This window comes from Microbacterium timonense (genome assembly GCF_900292075.1).
Lineage (GTDB): Bacteria > Actinomycetota > Actinomycetes > Actinomycetales > Microbacteriaceae > Microbacterium > Microbacterium timonense.
In genome coordinates this window covers 1111630-1128986 of the sequence record NZ_OLMV01000001.1, presented here as the reverse complement: position 1 = coordinate 1128986, position 17357 = coordinate 1111630, and the positions used below count along the sequence as shown (strand labels likewise).

Here is a 17357-nt window from a genome sequence, read left to right as displayed (position 1 = left end):
CCATGAACCCATGGATGAGCATCCCACCCCGCAAGCGGTCGGACCGACCGCCGCCGAGGGGGACATGTTCGTTCCGCCGGTTCCCGATGCGGTGGATCTCGTGCTGGAGACGGCGACGATCATGTCGGTCCTCGCGGCGCAGCGGTACGCGCGGGTGGATGCGATGCGACGGGAGCTCCTCGCCGAGGCCGTCGGTCGCGGTGCGGGTGTTCTCGAGATCGTCGAGCGGTCGATCCGGCTGGAACTCGCGTCGGCGATGCGGGTGACCGAGTATGCCGCCGGCCGCCTCATCGTTCAGGCCGAGGCGCTCATGCGGCGGTACCCCCACGCATGGGATTCGCTGGCCGGCGGCCGCATGACCGAGAAGCATGTCGAGATCCTGGTGGATCTGGTGGATGCCGTGGCACCTGAGCTTCGCGAGTCCATCGCTGCCTCCGCGGTGGCGCTCGCCGAGACCGAGTCGGTCGGTGCCTTCCGGCGGGGTCTGCGCGACCTGATCGCGCGGACCGAGGCGAAGACCCTGGACGAGCGGCACGCCGCGGCCGTGCGGAACCGCCACGTCGCGGTGGACCAGGGTGCCGACGGCATGGGCACGCTGCTCCTGCACCATCCCATCGTGGAGCTGCACGCGATCTACGGGCGCATCACCGCGATGGCGAAGGTGATCGCCCACCGCGAGGGCGAGACCCGGACGCTCGATCAGGTCCGTGCCGATCTCGCCGCAGACCTCCTCGTCGACGGGTCGACGGACTGCGTGCCGACGGCCGCCCGGGGCATCCGGGCGCAGGTCGTGGTGACCGTCCCGGTGCTGTCGCTGCTCGAGGGTGACGGTCGACCCGCCCTTTCTCACGGCGCGGCCCCCGCCGACCCACCCGTCGTCGAGGGCGTGGGCCCGATCCCGCTGGAGACGGCACGGCGACTCTGCGGCGGCGACGCGAAGTGGATGCGCGTGCTCACCCATCCCGAGACCGGAATCGTGCTGTCGGTGGGCCGCGAGAGGTACACGCCTCCCGCCGCGCTCCGCCGTCTCGTGACGTGGCGCGCCGACCGGTGCATGGCGCCGGGATGCGGGATGCCGGCCTCGCGCTGCGACGTCGACCACCAGATCCGGTGGGTCGATCGCGGTGAGACGTCGCTCGACAACAATGCGCCGCTGTGTCGAGGGCATCATCTTCTCAAGGACAACGGGGACTGGGTCGTGCGCCAGATTGCCGGAAGCGGCGGCGCGATCGAGTGGCTCTCGCCGACGAAGCGGCGCTATGTGGTGCAGCCCGAGCGTCGGGTTCCCGTCTTCGTGACCGCCGCGGCGGGCGACGGACGGCCACCCCCGTTCTGAGGCCTTCACCCCGCGATCTCGTGCAGCAGGAACGCGCCGAGGAACCCCAGCGTCGCCCACAGCCCCGTCAGCGCGCGCTGCTCGGCGAAGGCCTCGGGAATCATCGTGTTGCACACCATGGCCAGCAGTCCGCCCGCAGCGATGGTCGTGATCAATGCGACCACGCTGGCCGGTGCCGCCTGGAAGAGCAGATAGCCGATGACGGCCGCGACGACCGTCACCAGCGCGATGCCGCCCCACAGCAGCGTGACGAACCGGCCCCTGGTCCCGCTCTGCTTGAGGGCCGCCGTCGACCCCAGGCCCTCCGGGATGTTGCTGATCGCGATCGCGGCGACGATGGGGATGCTGATGCCGCCCTGCAGCACCGACAACCCCATGACGAGGGATTCCGGGATGCCGTCGATCAGAGCGCCGATCGCGATCACGACCCCGGAGCCGCCGGCCGCAGCCGCCGCGCGCCGCGCCGCGATGTTCGCCCGCGGCGCCGGCTGCCCGGCACGTGACGCCGGACGCGCGCCGGCCGACCTCGCCGTGCGCGTGCGCCTCCTCGGGCGCGACACCAGCTGATCGGCGACGATGTACAGGATCGCGCCGCCCAGGAACCCGGCACTGGTAGGGAGGAGCCCGCCGTCCTTCGCCGCTTCTTCGACCAGCTCGAATGCCAGGGTCGAGATCAGCACGCCCGCGCCGAGCGCCATGATGCCCGCGACCACGCGCTGCGGAATGTCGACGAACCACGCGACCGCAGCACCGGCGAGCAGCGTCCCGCCCGCGATGAGGCCGCTCAGTGCGGCCAGCCAGACACCCGCCATGGCGCCAACGTAGCGCCGCCACGCACGGATGCCCCGGCGAAACGCGTCAGCGCGGCATCCTCGATGCGGCTCAGACCGTCGTCGCCTCGCGCGTGCGCAGGTCCTTGCGGAGGATCTTGCCCGAGCTCGACTTCGGGATCGCGTCGATGAACTCGACACGGCGCACCTTCTTGTGCGGTGCGACCTGCTCCGCGACGAACGCCATGACCTCGTCCTCGGTGAGACCGGACTCGGGCGCCGGCACGATGAACGCCTTCGGGATCTCCTGCCTGTCGTCGTCGAGCACCCCGATGACCGCGGCATCCATCACCTTCGGGTGCCCGAGCAGCAGAGCCTCGAGCTCGGCGGGAGCGATCTGGTAGCCCTTGTACTTGATGAGCTCCTTCACGCGGTCGACGATCGAGAAGTAGCCGCCCTCGTGGTACACGGCGACATCGCCGGTGTGCAGGAACCCGTCGGCATCCAGCGTCTGTGCGGTCGCCTCGGGCTGACCGAGGTAACCGAGCATGACGTTCGGCCCCTTCACCCACAGCTCGCCGGGTCTGCTCACCCCGTCGGCGCCGACCTCGGTGATCTCGGCGCCGGTCTCGGTGTCCACCAGCTTGTTGAGGGTGTTCGGCAGCATCACACCGACCGAGCTGACCGGGATGTCGTCGCGATCGATGGGCATCGCGTGCGAGACCGGGCTGAGCTCGGTCATGCCGTACCCCTGCATCATGCGGGCGTGGATCCGCCGGCCGGCGGTCTCGGCCGTCTCGCCGTCCAGCGGGGCCGCACCCGAGAAGACGGTGTGCACGCTCGAGATGTCGAACTGGTCGACGATCGGGTGCTTGGCCAGTGCCACCGCGATCGGTGGCGCGATGTACAGATAGGTGCACTGGAAGCGCTGGATGTTGGTGAGGAACTCCACGAGGTCGAACTTCGGCATCGTCACCAGGCTCGCCCGCTGGCGCAGCGCCAGGTTGAGCAGCACGGTCATGCCGTAGATGTGGAAGAACGGCAGCACGGCCAGCACGCGATCGGTCGCCGCGAGGTCCAGCGCGACCCGGCACTGCGCGACGTTGGCCACGAGGTTGCGGTGCGAGAGCATGACGCCTTTGGCGGTGCCCGTCGTCCCCGACGAATATGGCAGGACGGCGATGTGCGAGGCCGGGTCGAACGAGACGTCCGGGGCAGCCGCACCCTCCGCGAGCAGCCCCGCCAGGTGCGGATGTCCGGGCCCGCCGTCGAGGACGATCACACGGTCATGGGGGATGCCGACGGCCTCGGCTGCGGCGGCCGCCTGGGCGAGCAATGCATGGACGGTGACGAGCCACGTCGCCCCGGCATCCCGCAACTGCTTCTCGATCTCGCCCGCCGTGTACAGCGAGTTGATCGTCGTCACCGTGGCGCCGGCGCGCAGGATCCCATGGAACACCGTGGCGAACGCCGGGACGTTCGGGCACAGCAGACCGACGACCGTCTCGAGCCCGACGCCGCGTGCGGCCAGAGCGCCGGCGAACAGGTCCACCTGCGTGCGCAGGGCCCCGTAGGTCGTCTCCGCACCGGTCGCGGGGTCGATGAGCGCGACGCGCCCCAGATCCTCATCGGAGAGGCTGGCGAACAGATAGTCGTAGACGCTGAGCTCGGGGATCTCGACATCGGAATACGGACTGGTGAACACCGGATCTCCTTCGATCGGGCGACGTGGCGATTGGTGCGGCCGCTGCCACACGGACCGTGCGACCATCATGCCACCTCGCCCCGCGATGATGGCACCGGATTCCTCGGACGGTGGAACGCAGTGTCAGCCGGCCCCGCGCCCGGACACTCCGTTGTGAGCCGGGCGCAGGCTCCTCAGCGTGCGAGGGCCGGCTGGCGGCCTCCCGCAGCGAGACGTTCCGCCGCCAGCCCCTCCGCCGCCTCCAGGGGGGTGACCTGACGGGCCTCCGCCTCGTCGAAGACGCGCCGCACGGTGTCGCCGATCTGCGCGACGCGCTCCATGATCTGCGCGCGGGTGCCCATCTTCTTCGCCTCGAGATCGAGGTAGATGACGCCGCCCGCGTTCACGACGAAGTCCGGGGCGTACAGGATGCCTCGTCGGGCGAGCCGCTCGGCACCACTGTGGTCGGCGAGCGGATTGTTGGCCGGACCGCAGACCGCCTTCGCATCGAGCGCGTCGATGACCTCGTCCGTGAGGATTCCGCCGATGCCGGCGGGGACGAACACGTCCGCCGGGATGAGATGCTCCTCACCCGGAGCGACCCAGTCGGCGTCGAGCTCCGTCGCGAGGGTGCGCTTGGCGGGATTGACGTCGGTCACGGTGAGCGTGGCGCCCTCGGCCGAGAGGCGGACCGCGAGGCGACTGCCCACCTGTCCGAGACCCGAGATCGTGATGCGGCGGCCGGCCACGTCCGCGGTCCCGACGACGCGCTCGAGCGTCGCCCGCAGCGATTCGTACACGCCGAGGCTCGTCGGGCCGGCGGGCTCGCCCGAGCCGCCCACCGTGTCGGGAAGACCGACGACGTGCTCGGTGCGCTCGCTCACCACCAGCATGTCCTCGGTGGTCGAGCCGACATCCTCTGCGGTGCGGTACAGGCCATGCAGCGACTCGACGGCATCACCGAGATCCAGGAACGCGGCACGTCGTCGCTCCGAATCGAGCGTCACCCCGGCGGGAAGGGCGATCACGGACTTGCCACCGCCGGCGTCCAGGCCCGCCGCCGCGTTCTTGAGGGTCATCGCCGCGGACAGTCGCAGCGCGTCGCCGAGCGCATCGCTCCAGTGCGGGTAGGTCCACAGACGCGCGCCGCCGAGCGCGGAGCCGAGCACCGAGGAGTGCAGCGCCACCGCGATGAACAGGCCGCTGCGCCGCCCCGTGATCACCTCCACCCGCTCGTGCGTGAAATCCGGCAGGGGCAGAGTGGGCACAGTGTGCGTCATCGCGATACTTCCTTCGGCGGGCCTCGTGGGCGGTGCGCTGCGGACGACGCGGCGTTGCGGCATCCGATCCCATTGCACACCGAACCGGCGGATTGTTCAACCGTCTCGGTCGCTCTTGCGCAGAATGCGTGAGTGACGCCGCTCGGCTTGCGCGTTCTCCGGCACACTGCGTGACGTGGCTAGCATCGAGGAATGCCCGACGCCTACACCCACGGCCACCACGAGAGCGTCCTGCGCTCGCACCGCTGGCGCACTGCCGAGAACTCGGCCGGGTACGTGCTTCCGTGGCTGCGACCGGGCATGTCGGTCCTCGACGTCGGCAGCGGACCGGGCACGATCACGGCCGACTTCGCGGACCTCGTCGCTCCCGGGAGGGTGGTGGGGGTGGATGCCTCGGCCGATGTCGTCGCACAGGCCGCAGCCGAGCACGTCGGCGCCGCGGGCCGCGAGGGCCTGTCGTTCGAGGTCGCCGACGCGTATCGCCTGCCGTTCCGCGACGGCGAATTCGATGTCGTCCACGCGCACCAGGTGCTGCAGCACGTGGAACGGCCGGTCGACATGCTGCGGGAGCTGGGACGCGTCGCGGGAGCCGAGGGCCTGGTCGCCGCACGCGACGTCGACTACGAAGGCGTCATCTGGTACCCGCGCATCCCCGCGCTGGACGACTGGCTCGCGCTGTACCTCCGCACCCATCGCAGCGTCGCCGGCGAGCCCGCCGCCGGCCGGCGGCTGAAGGCGTGGGCGCGCGAGGCGGGCCTCGGCGACATCCGGTCCACCGCATCGCTCTGGCTCTTCGAGAACGACGACGATCGCGCCTGGTGGGGCGGCATGTGGGCCGACCGGGTGCTGCAGTCCGCCTTCGCCGAAGAAGCCCGCGCGATCGGCGCCGACGATGCCCGCCTGCAGCGGATCTCGGACGGGTGGCGCGAGTGGGCGGCCGCCGGCGACGGGTGGCTGCTCATGCCGCACGGCGAGATCCTCGCGCGCGGCCGGGGACCGGCGGAGTCACCGCGCGGTGAGTCATAGGGTGGGCTCGTGACCGATACGCCCGCCCCCGCCGCCCTCCCCGCCCGCAGCCGTCTGGTCCACGACGCGCTCCGCGCCGCCGCCATCCCCGGCGACATCGTGGTGCTGCCCGACGCCGCGTCGACCGCCGCGCTCGCCGCGGAGGCGCTCGGAGTCGACGTGGGCGCCATCGCCAACAGTCTGGTGTTCTTCAGTGACGGGGAGCCGCTCCTGGTCATGACCAGCGGTGCCCACCGTGTCGACACCGCCGCGCTGGCGGAGCGTCTGGGCCGCGGCAGGATCCAGCGGGCGACGCCGGAGCAGGTCCGCGAGGCGACCGGCCAGGCGATCGGCGGCGTGGCCCCGACCGGTCACCCCTCGCCGTTGACGACCGTCGTCGACGAGGACCTCGCCGGCTACCCCGAGATCTGGGCCGCCGGTGGCACGCCGCACACGGTGTTCCCGCTGACCTTCGACGACCTCGTCCGGCTCACCGGCGGCGCCGTGGTCAAGGTCGACTGAGGAGGATCTCGCGGCAGGTGATCGCCGCGGCGGCCGACCAGGCCTGCGGCCGGCACGCCGCCGGGTAGGGCGTGGGCACTGCCGTGACCGACGCGGGGTCGCCCGAGTGCAGCTCCGGCATCCGGTACGCGAAGCCCTCCGCAGCGGCGAGCAGTCCCTCCACGACGAGGCGGGCGGGCTCGGTCAGGCCCGCGCGGGCCATCCCGTGCGCGCAGATGGCGGTGTCGTGCGTCCAGACGCTGCCGCCGTGATACGACAGCGGCCAGTAGCCGGCCGCGCGCGTCGACATGGTGCGGATGCCGAAGCCGCTCGACATCGTCGGGCCGACGAGCAGCTCGGCCACGTGCGCCTCGTCGGGTTCGTCGAGCAGGCCGGTGCCCAGCAGATGGCCGACATTGCTCGTGAGCGTGTCGACGGGCCGCTTGTCGCGATCCAGAGCCACCGCCGGGTAGCGCCCCTCGGGCGTTTGCACCCAGAACGCCGCCGCGAATCTCTCGCGCAGCTGCGCGGCCCATGCTCGCAGCGCGGCCGGCGTCGGCGCGCCCACGGCGTCCCCGTCACGCCCGAACGTCTCGAGGAGCTCCGCGCCGGACATCGCCGCCTCGTAGGCGTAGGCCTGCACTTCGCACAGCGCGATGGGGCCTTCGGCGAGCGTGCCGTCGCGCCACTGGATCGAGTCGCCCGAGTCCTTCCAGCCCTGGTTCGCCAGGCCCCGGCCGGTGCGGTCGATGTAGTCCAGGAAGCCGTCGCCGTCGCTGTCGCCGAGCTCGACGATCCAGCGCAGCGCACCCGCCAGCGCGGGCAGCAGTTCGCGGACCTCCGCCTCCGGCATCCCGGCCCGCCATGCGTCCGCGAGGACGCACACCCACAGCGGCGTGGAATCGACGCTGCCGTAATACCGCGGCGGCAGCACGATGCCCTCACCGGGCAACTCGAGGCTCGTGGCACGCAGCTCGTGCAGGATCTTGCCGGGCTCCTGTGCGGTGTCGGGATCGTCGAGGGCGCCTTGCAGCCGGGCGAGGACGCGGAGGGTGGATGCCGCGATGCCCACGTCCACCGGGAGCGCCAGACGCGCCGCCCACAAGGAGTCGCGCCCGAACAGCGTGAAGAACCACGGCGCCCCGGCCGCGAAGAACTCGTCGTCCGGGTGGTCGGGCAGTGCCAGGCGAAGGGCATCCAGGTCGCCCAGCGCCGTCTGCAGCCACCGCGCGAGCCGCGGCTCGGCGTCGCGGACGTCGGCGGCGAGGGCGTGCGCATCCCAGCGCGCCGGCGTGGCCGCCTCACGAACGACGAGCGCGTCGTCGTGGAGGTCGACGGACCACGTGAGCTCTGCGTGGCCTCCCGGAGCGACCGCCACCGGCCAGGTGACGACGAGCGCGTCGTCGTCGACCTGCGCTGTCGCGTCGGGTGAGCGCAGGACGAAGCTCTGGGCCCCTGCCGACACGGCGATCCCGGCATCCGTCGCCGCCTCCACCTCGAACGCGCGGGACTGGGCGACGCCCGACTTGACGTCGTGCAGCGAGGCGAAGTCGGGCGTCAGCCGCACCGACAGCGTCGAGTCGAGCGGGTGATCCACGCGCGAGGTGACGATGATCGTCTCGGTGAGCCGGCCCGCCTGCCCCCGCCGGTCCCTCGTGAGACGGACCTTCGGATCGGGCGTGGGGTCGTCCAGTCCCCGCAATAGGCCGCCGAAGACGATCCGGTCGGGGCCATCGGCCGACACCGAGATCCACTCCACGACCGAGTCCGGGCACGACAGTTCCACTGCTCGCACGTGACGCACGTCGCCGTGGTAGACGCCGTCGATCGTGGCGGCCCCGAGATCGCCGTCGCGCGCGGACCACACCTGGGTGGGGGCGCGGAAGACGATCGCGGCGTCGTTGAGCAGCGGCTGCAGCGGGACGGACGGGGCGCCCGGGGCGGAACTCATTCCTTGACGGCTCCTTCACTGGTGTTCATGATGCGTCGCTGGAAGATGAAGAACATGACGGCGACGGGGATCGTCATGATCAGAGCGGCGGCGAGCTTGATCGGATACTGGCTGCCCTGGCTGAGCTGACCGGAGGCCAGAGAAGCCACGCCCTTGGTGAGCGTGGTCAGCTCGGGTGACTGCGTGGACACGATGAAGTGCGACAGCTCGTTCCACGAACCCTGGAACGACAGGATCACGATCGTGATGAGGGCCGGGCGCGCCATCGGCAGCACCACCGACCAGAAGATCCGGAAGGTGCCCGCGCCGTCGATGCGCGCCTGCTCCTCCACCGAGACGGGGATCGACTCGAAGAAGTTCTTCATGATGAACACGCCCGCGGCATCCACCAGCAGCGGCAGGATCATGCCGGCGTAGGTGTCGTAGATGCCGAGCTGGTTGATCACGAGGAACCGGGGGATGAGGAGCACGACGCTGGGAACGGCCATCACCGCGATCACGCCCGCATACACGACACCGCGGCCTCGGAAGTTCAGGCGAGCCAGCGCATAGCCGGCAAGGGAGACGAAGAAGACGCGACCGAGCGTCACCAGAACCGTGACGATCGTCGAGTTGCGGAACCACACGGGGAAGTCGCTGTGCAGGAAGAGCCGCTCGTAGGCGGCCGTGGTCCACGTCTGGGGGATGAGCCCGACCGGATCGCTCGCCGCCTCGGCGTCGGTCTTGAACGAGGTGCCGATCTGGACCAGGAACGGATACACGTAGAACAGCGCGATCGCGATGAGCAGGACGTAGAGCGCGATCTGCCATCCGACCCGCGCGGTCCGGCGGCGGACGTCCCTCGTCGGCCTCGACGGGGCCTTCGGTGGCGCGACGACCGGGCGCTCGTCGACGGCGGTGCCGGTCATGATGCGCCTCCCTTCGGGCGCGAGGGCACCTGGTACTGCCGTGCACGGCGCCGCGACACCGGACGCTCGCGGAGGACCCAGCGCTGGAAGATGGTGAACAGCACGATGATGGCGAAGAGGATGAACGCGATCGCAGCGCCCTGTCCCCAGTGCTGGTCGAGGAAGCCGGCGTCGTACGACAGGTAGGCCGGGGTCAGCGTCGTCTTGCCGGGCGCGCCCTGGGTGCCGGTGTAGATCTGATCGAAGACCTGCCAGCAGCCGATCAGGCCCAGGGTCAGCACGGTGAACAGGGCCGGCTTCAGCTGAGGCAGAGTGACCCGCCAGAAGCGCTGCCACGCGTTCGCGCCGTCGACCATCGCCGCCTCCTGGATCTCGGGGCCGATGTTCTGCAGCGCCGCGAGGAACAGGAGCATGAACGTGCCGCTCGTCGTGAAGATCCCCATGAGGATGATCGCCGACATCGCGACCGAGGGACCGGCGAGCCAATCCCACCACGAGAGGCCGAGGAAGTCGTTGTCAGTCAGTGCGGCGGGTCCCTCCGTGATGCCCACGGCCGCCAGTGCGTCGTGCACGATGCCGCTCGGGTCGGCCCACCAGTTCGGCCCGTCGATCCCGAGTGCGGCGAGGATCGCGTTGACCGGGCCGACGGCGTTGAACAGGAACAGCCAGAGCACCATGATCGCGACCGTGGCCGTCACGGACGGGAAGTAGAACGCGGTCCGGAACAGGCCGCGACCGCGTAGGACGGCGCCATTCACCAGGACGGCGAGGAAGAGCGACAGCGCGGTCTGCAGTGGCACGACCAGGAGCACGTACCACGCGTTGTTGCGCATCGCCGTGCCGAAGTCCCGAGTGGCCAGGCCGTCGCCGGTGGTGACCGCGGCATAGTTCTGGAACCCCACGAGGTTCACGCTCGCGGAGAAGGGGCTGCCCCGGCCCGACCAGTCCGAGAAGCTCACCCACAGCGCCATGAGCACCGGGATGAGCAGGAAGACGCCCAGGATGAGGATCACGGGGAGGGTGAAGATCCACCCCGCGGCCGCCTCGCCGCGGCGGATCCCCGATCGGGGACTGCGCGCGCGGCGAGGGGCCGTCGTGGTCGTGGCCATGCGGGACCCGCTCAGCCGACGATCGCCTCGAGGTTCGACTGCACCGAGTCGAGGATCTCCTGCGGGTCGCCGGTCTTCAGACCCTCGAGCTGGGCGTTGAAGTCCGTGATCACATCGGCGGTGCCGTCGAACGTCGGGATGCCCTGGGCGTAGTCGGCACCGGCGAGGAACGCGGCCAGTTCAGGGTTGTCGCTGGTCCACTGCTCGGCAGCCGACTCGATGGACGGCATCACGCCGAACGCCTGCGAGAAGGCGAGCTGCTGGTCGGTGCTGGTGAGGTATTCCACCAGATCCAGCGCCGCCTGCTGGTTCGGGCTGTCGGCGGCCATGCCCCAGCAGTTCGTGAACTGGAGGGTGCCCTTCCCACCGGGGCCTTCGGGCAGCTCCGCGACGACGTACTGCACGTCGGGGAAGTCGTTCGTCATCGCCCCCGTGATCCAGTTGCCCTCGATGGTCATCGCCGTCAGCTGCTTGCCGAACGCCTCGCCGCCCCACCCTGCGCCGACGTCGGACGAGTAGGCGAATGTGCCGTCGACGAGGTGATCCTGAACGTAGGTGAGGGCATCGACGTTCTCCTGGCTGTCGGCGACAGCCTCGCCGTCCTTGACGAGTCCACCGCCCGCCTGAGCCATGAAGGTGCCGACTCGCTGGTACTCGGGACCGAACCCGAGCCCCACGACGCCGTCCTTGGTCAGCGTCTGCGCCACGGTCGCCAGCTCGTCCCACGTCGTCGGGATGTCGTCATCGGTCAGGCCCGCGGCATCCCAGAGGCCCTTGTTGATGACGAGCGCGAGCGTGGAGAAGTCCTTGGGTGCGCAGTAGAAGTCGCCGTCGAACGTGAAGTTCTCGACGAGCGACGGGTAGAAGTCGTCCTTGTTCTTGAGCTGGTCGCCGTACGGGACGAGAGAGCCGTTCCCGGCATAGCCGGCGAGCGCCTCCGTCGCCAGGTAGAACAGGTCCGGCGGGTCGCCGGCGGCGAAGCCCTGGGACAGCTGCTGGGGGAGGTCGTTGGCGACCTGCACGGATGCCTCGATGCCCGATTCCTCCGACCAGGCGGCGACGGCGTCTTCGACGGCGGCGGTCTCGGCGTCGCCGGAGGTGCCGATGAGGATCGTGAGCGCGTCGTCGCTGGAGGTCAGCCCGCCCGAGCCGGCGTCGTTGCCGCCGTCGTCGTCAAAACCTGATCCGCAGCCGGCCAGCGTGAGCGATGCGGTCACGAGCAGAGCGCCGGCGCCGAGGGCGGCGCGTGTGGAGTGCCGTGTCATGAGTCTCTTCTCCTTCGATGAGTGCGGATCGGCGAGTGTGTTGATCGTTCAAAGAATCGCTGGTTTGAACGATCAAAGAACGCTGTGAAGCCCACCGTAGGAAATCGCCCATACGCCTGTCAAGGGCCGCGAGCCGCCCGTAGGATAACGATTTGAACGATCCGATGCCGACATGGCGGAAGGGGAGCGCGTGACGAAGGCACCGACCGTCGAAGACGTCGCGCTCGCCGCCGGCGTGTCCCGCCAGACCGTCTCGAACGTCCTGAACAGCCCCGGGATCGTGCGCGAAGAGACGCGCGAGCGCGTGCTGCAGGCCATCTCCGACCTGGGCTACCGTCCGCATGTGGCCGCCCGGCGGCTGCGTACGCGGCGCAGTTCGACCATCGGCATCCACCTCGACCCGTACGCCGGAGGCATCTCGGGCGTCGTGCTCGACAGGTTCGTGCACGCGCTCACCGAACGAGCAGGTGAACGCGGCATGCGCATCCAGCTGTACGCCGCGCGCACGCCGGGGGATGAGATCGACCGCATGCGGGAGCTCATCGACGGCGGTGAGATCGACGCGGTCGTCATCACCGGCACGTTCCACGGCGACCCTCGGACGGGCTGGCTGGCTGATCGCGGGATCCCGTTCGTCGCGTTCGGGCGGCCGTGGGGCGAGGATGACGTCGCCGCACCCGCTCACCTGTGGGTCGACGTCGACGGCGCGGCCGGCACGCGTGCCGCGACGGAGCACGTGCTCGCCCGGGGCACACGCGTGGCGTTCCTCGGGTGGCCAGCAGGGTCGGGGACGGGCGACGAGCGGGAGCGCGGGTGGCGTGAGGCGATGGCGTCGGCGCATGCCGAAGGCCCCCGGCTGGTCTGCGAAGAGGACGTCGGCCGCGCACGGACCGTCGTGGCGGACTTCCTCGAGGGCGGGAACGAGGTCGACGGGATCGTGTGCGCCAGCGATGCGCTCGCGATCGGCGCTCACCTGGCCGCGGCGTCGGCCGGCCGGGCAGATCTTCCGGTCATCGGCTTCGACAACACGCCGGCCGCCGAAGCGCTCGGCCTGAGCAGCGTGGAGCAGCTGCCCGAGCGCGTCGCCGCCGGCGTGCTGGAGCTCTTGATGGGGGAGTCCGGGAGCGTCGTCGCGCCGCGGCTTCCGGCGGCCGGTCGCGCGCACGTGCTCGTCGAGCCCCGGCTCGTGGTGCGCTGACGGCTCAGGCCCGGGCGGTCGGGTGCGTGGACGTGCTCGGTGACGGCACCGGCCGCGGCAACCAGACCAGCGCGATCACGCCGGCCAAGAGGTAGAGGCATCCCTGCGCCTCCAGAAGAGGCATGAGCCCGATGGCCGTGTCGGACAGCGCGCCGAGGAGGATGCCGAGGCCCTGTCCCACCGCCCCGACGAGGCCCACGGCCGCGAAGACGGCGCCTCGCTCGCGGCGGTCCGACTCCTCCTGGAGCACGCTGGTGAGCCCGGCGACCATGACGACGCCCGGAGCGCCGACAGCGGTGAACAGGGCGACATACCAGCCGATTTCGGTGGTGAGTGCGGGAAGGTTCCATGTGACGAGCGAGATGACCCCGAACGCCAGCACGCTGCCTGCGGTCAGGGCCCGGGGCGACGCCCCGCGGATGACGAACCCGAGCGCGACCCCCGCGACGATCGCTCCGACGGCCTGGATGCCGCGCAGCAGCCCGACGTCGGCGTCCGAGCCGGCGAGCGGACCCAGCGCGAACAGGACGAACAGCACGAGGAACATGCCCTGCGCCACGCTGGACACCAGGATGACCGCGTACGCCCCGCGCAGGCGCCGGATGCCGAGTGCCCGCCACAATCCGGCCGGGTGTCTCCCGCCGTCGGCGCCCGCGGCGGCCGCGGCGGCGGAGACGGCGGGCAGGGTCGCGATGAGGAGCGCCGAGACGACATAGGTGGCGGCATCCACGATCACGATGAGTCCGAGATCGCCCGCCGCGAGGAGGACGCCGCCGAGAGGGCCGCCGATGAGGCGCCCGAGATTCTGATTGAGCCCGACGAGGGCGTTCGCCGACACCAGGCGATCGACGTCGACGAGCTCGGGCAGGAGCGTGTTCTTCGCCGGTTCGAACAGCGTGCTCAGCGATGCGTGCGCCAGGATCACGCCGTAGGCGATCGGCAGGTCGGCCGCCGTATCGACGAACAGAAGGGGGAGGAGTGCGATCGCCTGGCCGATGTTGACGACGACCATGAGCAGGCGCCGGTCGAATCGGCCGACGAGTCGCGCCGCGAGAGGAGCCAGCGCCACCGCCGGCGCCAGTTCGAGCAGGAAGGCGACGGCGGTCCCCAGGGCCGACCCGGTCAGCTGCAGGACGACGAGCGGCAGAGCGATGAACAGCAGCCAGTCGCCCATGTCGGAGATGAGCCCGGCGGCCCAGAGGCGCCGGAAGGCGGGGATGGCGAACGCGGTGCGCGAGGCCCCCGCCCGCGGGATCCGGGCATCGGAGGTCATCGCGACGGCCCGCCGAACGTGGGGCGCGGGAAGGCGAGCACCGAGAGGTTCGCCACGGCGGCGTCCTCTGGCGCGTCATCCCTCGTGGCGGCGATGTAGGGCCGGACCAGTGCGTCGATCCGCTCGACGAGGGCGCGCAGCTCGGATGGGGTGACCCGCAGTCCGTACTGGGCGTGCGCGTCGACATCGCGCCACGCCCCCTCGAGCTGGTGGCGACGACGGATGTGCTCACGGGCGAGCTGGAAGTCCAGCTGCACCGAGGCCTCGAGCGTCGCTGTGGCGCCCGCCACCACCGAGGGATCGTCGGAGTCCAGGTCGAGGCTCAGCCCCGTGACCGTCGCGCGCCACGGTCGTTCGCGGCCGTCGTCGGACGCAGCGGCCTCGACGAGACCGTGCTTGGCCAGCACACGGAGATGATAGCTGCAGTTCGAGGGGGAGTCGTCCACCGCTCGCGCGCACTCGGAGGCGGTGGCCGCGCCGTGCGACATGAGGAAGCTGAGGACGTCCAGCCGAACCGGGTGGGCGAGGGCCTCCAGTGCCGCCGGGTCGGTGAGAGTGCGGCGGTTCTCGTACGTGGTCATGACGCTCCGATCTGAAAGACGCTTTCAGATTACGTCGGGCGCGCGGAACCTGCAAGAGCCTTTCAGATCTCAGCGCCGGCCGATGCGGCGGCTCAGCTCGGCGGCCGCATCGGCCACGAGTGGCGCGACGGCATCGGCGTCATGTTCACCGTCGACGGGCCAGGTGACGGCGATCGCGGCGGCGGGCCAGCCGGTGTGATCGCGCACCGCGACCCCCACCGACCGCAGGCCGATCGCCACCTCGCCGTCCTCCGTGGCGAACCCACGGGCGCGCGCCTCGCGCAGCACCTCGCGCAGCTCCCCGGGGCGGCGCGGGCCGCGGCCCGTGCGGTCGGCGAAGGCCGCAGCATCCGGGAACAGCGCGCGCACCTGCTCGCGCGGAAGCGCCGCGAGCATCGCCCGGCCGGTCGCCGTCAGGTGCGACGGCAGCCGCACGCCGACGTCGGTGACCAGCGCAGGGCGCCGCGCCGCACGCTCCTCCACGATGTAGAGCACGTCCCGGCCGTGCATGACGGCCAGGTGGGCGCTCTCGCCGGTGCGGTCGACGAGCTCCGCCAGCACCGGCCGTCCCAGTCGGGCCAGAGGCTCCTGCCGTGCGTATCCGCCGGCCAGCTCGAACGCCGCGATCCCCAGCCCCCAGCGGCGGTCCTCCGGCAGGTGGACGACGAAGTGGTGCTCCTGCAGCGTGGCGAGGAGGTGGTACACCGTGGATCGCGGCAGCCCGAGCGCCGTCGCGATCGCCCGCGCCGGGGCGGGACCCCGCTGGCGCGCGAGGAAGGACAGGATCCGCAGTGTCTGGTCGGCGGCGGGAACCTGCGGGCGCGGGCGAAGCGGGTTGTCTGGCATCTCAGACACAGGATGCCACGGGCCGCTGTCGTGGGACGAGGGCGCGGTGTGGAATCGGTCCATGAGCTCGCAGACCTCCGTCATGGTGGGCGGCGACCCGCTGCGCCCCGAGGACGTCGTCGCTGTCGCCCGTCACTCCGCCCGCGTCGAACTGGCCGGCGAGGCACTCGAACGGGTCGCGAAGACCCGCGCCCTCGTCGAGGACCTCGCAGACGATCCGGACCCGCACTACGGCATCTCCACCGGCTTCGGCGCCCTCGCCACGACGTTCATCGCGCCCGAGCGCCGCCGTCAGCTGCAGGCGAGCCTCATCCGCTCCCACGCCGCCGGCACCGGGCCCGAGGTGGAGCGGGAGGTGGTGCGGGCGCTCATGCTGCTGCGGCTGCAGACGCTGGCCACGGGGCACACCGGCGTGCGCCCGGACGTGGTGCGGACCTACGCCTCCCTGCTCAACGCCGGCATCACTCCGGTCGTCCGCGAGTACGGCTCGCTCGGCTGCTCGGGCGACCTCGCCCCGCTGGCGCACGTCGCGCTGGCCGCGATGGGAGAAGGCCGCGTGCGCGACGCGGACGGCGTCGAGCGCGCGGCGGCCGACGCGCTGGCCGCGGCATCCATCGCGCCACTCGAACTGCGCGAGAAGGAGGGTCTCGCGCTCATCAACGGCACCGACGGCATGCTCGGGATGCTGCTGCTCGCGCTGCACGACCTCGCCGTGCTCCTGGACACCGCCGATGTCGCCGCGGCGATGTCGATCGAGTCGCAGCTGGGGACCGACGCGGTGTTCGCGTCCGACCTGCACGCGCTGCGTCCGCAGGTGGGGCAGGCGGCGTCGGCGGCGCGCCTGCGGACGCTGCTGGCCGGGTCGCCGATCGTCGCGTCGCATCGCGACCCGTCGGTGTGCACGCGCGTGCAGGACGCCTACTCGCTGCGCTGTTCGCCGCAGGTGCACGGCGCGGCCCGCGACACCGCCGAGCACGCCCTGCTGATCGCGTCACGAGAGCTCGCCGCGGCCATCGACAACCCGGTGATCACCGACGACGGCCGGGTGCAGTCCAACGGCAACTTCCACGGTGCGCCGATCGCCTACGTGCTGGACTTCCTCGCGATCGCCGTGGCCGACGTCGCCTCGATCTCGGAGCGCCGCACCGACCGCGCCCTCGACCCGGCCCGCAGCCAGGGCCTGCCGCCGTTCCTCGCGGACGAGGTCGGCGTCGACTCCGGGTTCATGATCGCCCAGTACGCTGCCGCGGGCATCGTCTCGGAGCTCAAGCGACTGGCGGTGCCGGCGTCCGTGGACTCCATCCCCTCGTCGGCCATGCAGGAGGACCACGTGTCGATGGGCTGGGCGGCCGGACGCAAGCTGCGCCGCGCGATCGACGGGCTGGGCCGGGTGCTGGCGATCGAGGTGCTCACGGCGGCACGAGCGCTCGACCTGCGGTCGCCGCTGGAGCCGGCAGCTGCGACCGGCGCCGTGCGCGATCTCGTGCGCACGGTCGCGGGCGGGCCGGGACCGGACCGCTTCCTCTCGCCCGAGATGGAGGCCGTCACGGATCTCGTCGCATCGGGCGCGGTCGCTCGCGCGGCCGAGCAGACGGGAGGGATGCGGTGAACGACGCCGTGGAGGTTCAGGTGGACGGATCGCGAAGGAGC

At 71.2% G+C, this 17357-nt stretch carries 15 protein-coding genes; 5 read left to right on the top strand and 10 right to left on the bottom strand.

Going from position 1 to position 17357, the window contains the following annotated elements; translation table 11 throughout:
- Positions 1–10 precede the first annotated feature (10 nt).
- Complete coding sequence (locus tag C9992_RS05395) at positions 11–1336, top strand: HNH endonuclease signature motif containing protein (protein ID WP_106814475.1); 1326 nt, start codon at positions 11–13, stop codon at positions 1334–1336.
- A 5-nt stretch (positions 1337–1341) separates the two neighbouring features.
- Here the strand turns inward: C9992_RS05395 and C9992_RS05390 are convergent, their stop codons facing one another.
- From C9992_RS05390 to C9992_RS05380, 3 genes are all read right to left on the bottom strand, one after another.
- Positions 1342–2148 (bottom strand): ZIP family metal transporter, encoded by an 807-nt coding sequence (locus C9992_RS05390; protein ID WP_106814474.1) that lies wholly within the window; start codon positions 2146–2148, stop codon positions 1342–1344.
- 70 nt (positions 2149–2218) lie between these two features.
- Positions 2219–3811, bottom strand: a complete 1593-nt coding sequence (locus tag C9992_RS05385; protein ID WP_106814668.1) for an AMP-binding protein — start codon at positions 3809–3811, stop codon at positions 2219–2221.
- A 173-nt stretch (positions 3812–3984) separates the two neighbouring features.
- Positions 3985–5070, bottom strand: a complete 1086-nt coding sequence (locus tag C9992_RS05380; protein ID WP_106814473.1) for a Glu/Leu/Phe/Val dehydrogenase family protein — start codon at positions 5068–5070, stop codon at positions 3985–3987.
- A 192-nt stretch (positions 5071–5262) separates the two neighbouring features.
- Between C9992_RS05380 and C9992_RS05375 the strand changes: the two genes are divergently transcribed.
- Together C9992_RS05375 and C9992_RS05370 are read left to right on the top strand one after the other, a co-directional pair.
- Positions 5263–6096, top strand: coding sequence for a methyltransferase domain-containing protein (locus tag C9992_RS05375; protein WP_106814472.1), 834 nt, complete (start codon positions 5263–5265; stop codon positions 6094–6096).
- Positions 6097–6105: 9 nt separating this feature from the next.
- Positions 6106–6597 carry a YbaK/EbsC family protein gene (locus C9992_RS05370; RefSeq protein ID WP_106814471.1) on the top strand — a complete coding sequence of 164 codons (492 nt, stop codon included), beginning with the start codon at positions 6106–6108 and terminating at the stop codon, positions 6595–6597.
- On the opposite strand, the gene C9992_RS05365 is transcribed toward C9992_RS05370, so the two are convergent.
- Genes C9992_RS05365 through C9992_RS05350 form a run of 4 tightly spaced genes read right to left on the bottom strand, consistent with a single transcriptional unit; the run spans position 6584 to position 11809 of the window.
- Complete coding sequence (locus tag C9992_RS05365) at positions 6584–8527, bottom strand: glycogen debranching N-terminal domain-containing protein (protein ID WP_106814470.1); 1944 nt, start codon at positions 8525–8527, stop codon at positions 6584–6586. The genes C9992_RS05370 and C9992_RS05365 overlap by 14 nt on opposite strands.
- On the bottom strand, positions 8524–9435 hold the full coding sequence (locus C9992_RS05360; RefSeq protein ID WP_106814469.1) for a carbohydrate ABC transporter permease: 912 nt from the start codon (positions 9433–9435) through the stop codon (positions 8524–8526). The genes C9992_RS05365 and C9992_RS05360 overlap by 4 nt, the downstream gene beginning before the upstream one ends.
- Positions 9432–10544 carry a carbohydrate ABC transporter permease gene (locus tag C9992_RS05355; protein ID WP_106814468.1) on the bottom strand — a complete coding sequence of 371 codons (1113 nt, stop codon included), beginning with the start codon at positions 10542–10544 and terminating at the stop codon, positions 9432–9434. Before C9992_RS05355 ends, C9992_RS05360 begins: the two co-directional genes overlap by 4 nt.
- 11 nt (positions 10545–10555) lie before the next feature.
- The gene (locus C9992_RS05350) at positions 10556–11809 is read right to left on the bottom strand and encodes a sugar ABC transporter substrate-binding protein (protein ID WP_106814467.1); all 1254 of its coding nucleotides are present in this window, start codon (positions 11807–11809) and stop codon (positions 10556–10558) included.
- A 190-nt stretch (positions 11810–11999) separates the two neighbouring features.
- Between C9992_RS05350 and C9992_RS05345 the strand changes: the two genes are divergently transcribed.
- A complete protein-coding gene (locus C9992_RS05345) occupies positions 12000–13007 on the top strand; it encodes a LacI family DNA-binding transcriptional regulator (RefSeq protein WP_235007998.1) in 1008 nt (335 codons plus the stop codon).
- 4 nt (positions 13008–13011) lie between these two features.
- On the opposite strand, the gene C9992_RS05340 is transcribed toward C9992_RS05345, so the two are convergent.
- The 3 genes from C9992_RS05340 to C9992_RS05330 all read right to left on the bottom strand — a co-directional run bounded on the left by C9992_RS05340 (position 13012) and on the right by C9992_RS05330 (position 15707).
- Entirely contained in the window at positions 13012–14280 is a 1269-nt protein-coding gene (locus C9992_RS05340; protein ID WP_106814465.1) for an MFS transporter, read from the bottom strand.
- On the bottom strand, positions 14277–14861 hold the full coding sequence (locus tag C9992_RS05335) for a winged helix-turn-helix domain-containing protein (RefSeq protein ID WP_106814464.1): 585 nt from the start codon (positions 14859–14861) through the stop codon (positions 14277–14279). The genes C9992_RS05340 and C9992_RS05335 overlap by 4 nt, the downstream gene beginning before the upstream one ends.
- Positions 14862–14930: 69 nt before the next feature.
- A complete protein-coding gene (locus C9992_RS05330) occupies positions 14931–15707 on the bottom strand; it encodes an IclR family transcriptional regulator (protein ID WP_235007996.1) in 777 nt (258 codons plus the stop codon).
- A 61-nt stretch (positions 15708–15768) separates the two neighbouring features.
- Between C9992_RS05330 and hutH the strand changes: the two genes are divergently transcribed.
- The gene (gene hutH / locus C9992_RS05325; RefSeq protein WP_106814462.1) at positions 15769–17316 is read left to right on the top strand and encodes a histidine ammonia-lyase; all 1548 of its coding nucleotides are present in this window, start codon (positions 15769–15771) and stop codon (positions 17314–17316) included.
- The last annotated feature ends 41 nt before the right edge of the window (positions 17317–17357 follow it).